The sequence below is a fragment of the Methylomonas sp. BG-2 genome, from assembly GCF_057766305.1.
Genome location: NZ_JBYMAP010000322.1, coordinates 1 through 3458 on the forward strand (window position 1 = coordinate 1; position 3458 = coordinate 3458).

The 3458-nt window shown below is 58.4% G+C and carries 3 protein-coding genes; all 3 read right to left on the reverse strand.

Annotation, left to right across the window (positions count from 1 at the left end; translation table 11 throughout):
* A partial coding sequence (locus AC3B8H_RS19505) for a filamentous hemagglutinin N-terminal domain-containing protein (RefSeq protein ID WP_488443188.1) occupies window positions 1-1036 on the reverse strand: 1036 nt, incomplete at its 3' end.
* A 17-nt stretch (window positions 1037-1053) separates the two neighbouring features.
* The gene (locus AC3B8H_RS19510; protein WP_488443189.1) at window positions 1054-1791 is read right to left on the reverse strand and encodes a SapC family protein; all 738 of its coding nucleotides are present in this window, start codon (window positions 1789-1791) and stop codon (window positions 1054-1056) included.
* A gap of 47 nt (window positions 1792-1838) precedes the next feature.
* Window positions 1839-3458 (reverse strand): ShlB/FhaC/HecB family hemolysin secretion/activation protein (locus AC3B8H_RS19515; protein WP_488443190.1); only part of this gene is annotated, 1620 nt, incomplete at its 5' end.

A 3458-nucleotide genomic window follows, 5' to 3' on the forward strand; every position in this document is an offset into this window, starting at 1 on the left:
TTCCGTCGGCGCTGAGCGTGCCGGTTTGCAGCACCCGGTCGCCGGTCAGGCGAATGTCGCCGCCGCTGCTACCGTCCGCACGGACCGTGCCGGTATCTACAACCAGCTGGCCGCGCTCGACGACACTGCCCCCCCGAGTATTGTCGGTGGCGGACGCATCCAGCGTGCCACTGTTGGCGACCTCGTCGCCGATCAGTTCTATTGTGCCGCCGCGATGGACCAGCGATTTGGCTTCGACGATGCCGCTATTGTTGATAGCCGAACCGCGTAACTGGTCGGCGGCGCTGGCTGTCATGATGACCCGGCCGCCATCGGCACGGATCAGCTGTTTATTCTCGATGAGCGTGTTTACGGTGGCCGGGTCGACCTGGACGTTGACCAGTTTTCCTTCGTCCAATTCCAGTTTGGCGCCGTCGCCGCCAGCCAAGGCCACGGTGCCCAATCGAGCCTGGACGAGGCCTTCGTTACTGACATTCGGCGCCAGTAAAGCCACGTAACCGCCTTCCTTGGCATGGATGTCGCCTTGGTTGACGATGCCCGCACTGCCGCCATCGCGTTTGAAATGGTAATGACCGTCGCGAAAATCGGCGTCGCTGATGTTCATCGTCGAGGCGGCCATTGCGCCGACATCCACTTGCGCGCCCTTGGCGAACAAGACGCCGTTGGGGTTCACCAAAAACACTTGGCCGTTGGCGGTCAATTTACCGGCGATCACCGAGGCTTCGCCCGAAGTCACCCGATTCAGCGCGATAGAATGGGCATTCGGCTGTTGATAATCGACGTGGGCATTGGCGCCGATACTGTAACTCTGCCAGTTGATGATAGCTTTTTGGCTGCCTTGCACGACGTCCATTCGGGCGCCGTTCTGGTGAATTTGGGCCTGCCCGGAGGCCACTTGGCCGCCGCTGGGCAAAGCGTTGCCGGCCAGTTCGGCCAATGCGGGTTGCCCAGCGCCGGCCAAGGCGATCTGTATCGCCAATACCAGAGGGTGACGGTTGAAGTGTGGCGAACGGCTTGGAATGGAATGTCCGGTCATGGGCCTATCCTCGCTAATCAGTGCCTATTTTCGGCGGTTGCGGCGGCTTTGCGCTCCAGCAGGCGAGCGAAATTGCTTAACGATGCCAAGTGCGAATAAATCAATCCGAGCGAGCCGTCTCGGAACAGCGTTTCCAATATTTCGCCGCTGATTTTTTGGAATGTCGTTTCGTCCACGACCCACAGGCCGGACAGCGAGTAGCGCTCGCCGGTCGGCGAAACGGCGTCGGCGCGACGTTCGGTGAGCAGATCCAACTCGTGCAACGCGGCGGCGAATTTGGCGGTCCGTTGCGATTCGGCGTGGAATTCCCGTAAAAAGCCGATAATTTGCTGTAAGAATGCCGACGGTTCGCCGTTGACCAGCAGCGGTTCTCCGGTGCTATCGTTAAAACGCGGACTGGTATCGTCAAAGCAGACGATCAATTGCTTGTCTTCGGCCTGCTCGGCGGGTACGAAAGGGTAGCGGCGGATGAAGGCCGGTATGTAGCGGCCGGTCCAGCGACCTGCTTCATTTACGAACAGGTTTTCGCCGTCGATCAAGCCAAGTACCGCAACCGGGACGAAATGGCCGTCGCCGGCTTTAGCAAAAGCAATCGGATATTCCTTGCCGGCTTCCACGAACTCCCGCCCGATCAACGGTACGGAATTGCTGACTCGTGCGTAACCGACATCGTCCGACGGTGCGATATGCAGTTGGCCATGCACCGCTGGGTTAAGATTGACGATGCGTTTATAGAAAAGCAGTTGGTTCTCCACGATGTTTCACCGATTGGGTTGATGGTTAGGACGACGTGCGAATCCGGTTAAAACGATTTGCTCAGGCTGACCCAGAAATGGGGCGTTTTGTAAGTACCGTCCGAGTCGTTGCCGTCACCCGAGCGGGCTGGATTGGAGCCTATACGTTGAGCGATGCTACCGCGTATCATGAAATTGCCGGGCACGGTCCAATTGATACCCACGCCGCCGCCGCTGAGCGTGTAATGATTGGGCACGCCTTCGGTGGCATTCGGCCAAAGGTCGTTATGAAGCGTGATGCCGCCGTGGTCTATAAAGCCGACCAATTCGACATGTTCGTATACCTCGTAACGCAATTCGAAATTCATCAGATAGCCTTCGTCGCCCAGGGCCTCGTTGACGGGATAGGCTCTAACGCCGAATGGCCCGCCCAAGCTGAACTTTTCCGAAGAATCCAGATTTTTGGTCGCCAACTGTCCGCTGACGCCGGCATACATCCGTAATTTGTCGGTCAAATTTTGCAAGCGGGACAGATTCAGAGCGAATTTTTGGTAGGCGCCACCGGCGCGGGCCGTGGCTCTATTTTGGGCTTGATCGACCGAGCTGCCAGACAAATCCAGATTTCCGGCGACGACCGTTGCGCCGAACAGCGTTACCGCGCCACCAAACCAATCGTCTTGATGATCGCCGCTCAGGCCGATATAGCCGCTTTGCACTTCCTTGTCGCTGACCACGCTGCCAAGGCTGGTGTTGTAGTAATGGCGGTCGTCGAAACCGCTGGCAATGTAAAGGTTCGTGTTCACGCCGCGAATCAGCGGATAGGTCGCAAACGTGCCGCCGGTCCAGGCCGACCCTTGGGCGTCCAGCGACTGGAACGGTTCGCCCAACGTGTAGTCCAGCGCGGATGCGGCCAGGCCGATCCGCAACCCGGAATAACCTACCGGCAAGGAATAGGCGACCCGGCCGTAAACATTCCCACTACCGCCTTGAACGCGTAACGAGGCCAAGTCACCCAGGCGGAACGGGTTGTTTAGATTTAGCGAACCGCCGAATTGGTTCATGCCGACCGAACGCACGCCGGTGTTGCTGTAGTCCAGGCTACCGCTGATCAACTTACTGGGGTCGATTTTCAGCAACAGGTCGGATTCTCCGGCGCTAGCGCCCGCTTTCAGGGTTGACGATACGGTACCGCCGGTCAGGTCGTTCAGCAGTAGGATGCCGCGTTGTATATCCGCCAATCGCAACGCTTCGCCGGTCGGTTGAGCGGCCGACATGGTTTGCCGCGGGATGTCGTTTCGGTAGGTGTCGGCAGGGTCGTCAACCTCGATTTTGCCCAGTTTGGCTTCGCGGACCAGGATTTCGACGATACCGTCGCGAATTTTCTGGGCCGGCAAGACTGCGCGGGCGAAAAATCCGCGCTGTTGGTAGTACGCCGCGACATCGCGAGTGATCTTGCGTAGTTCGGCCAGACTCAAATCCTTGCCGATATAGTCTTTCAGAAAATCCAGGAGTTCGGCCTCGCTGATCAACGCCGCTCCACTGATCTTCCAACCTTTGACTTGAATGCGCACGTCGCTCTCGCCAGCGGGTGCCGGTTGTTCCGAGATTTCGAACGGGACTTGCGAGCTGTCTGGCAAAATCGGTTCTGGCCTGATATTGCGCAGGATCGAACCCGCCTCGGGAACGAC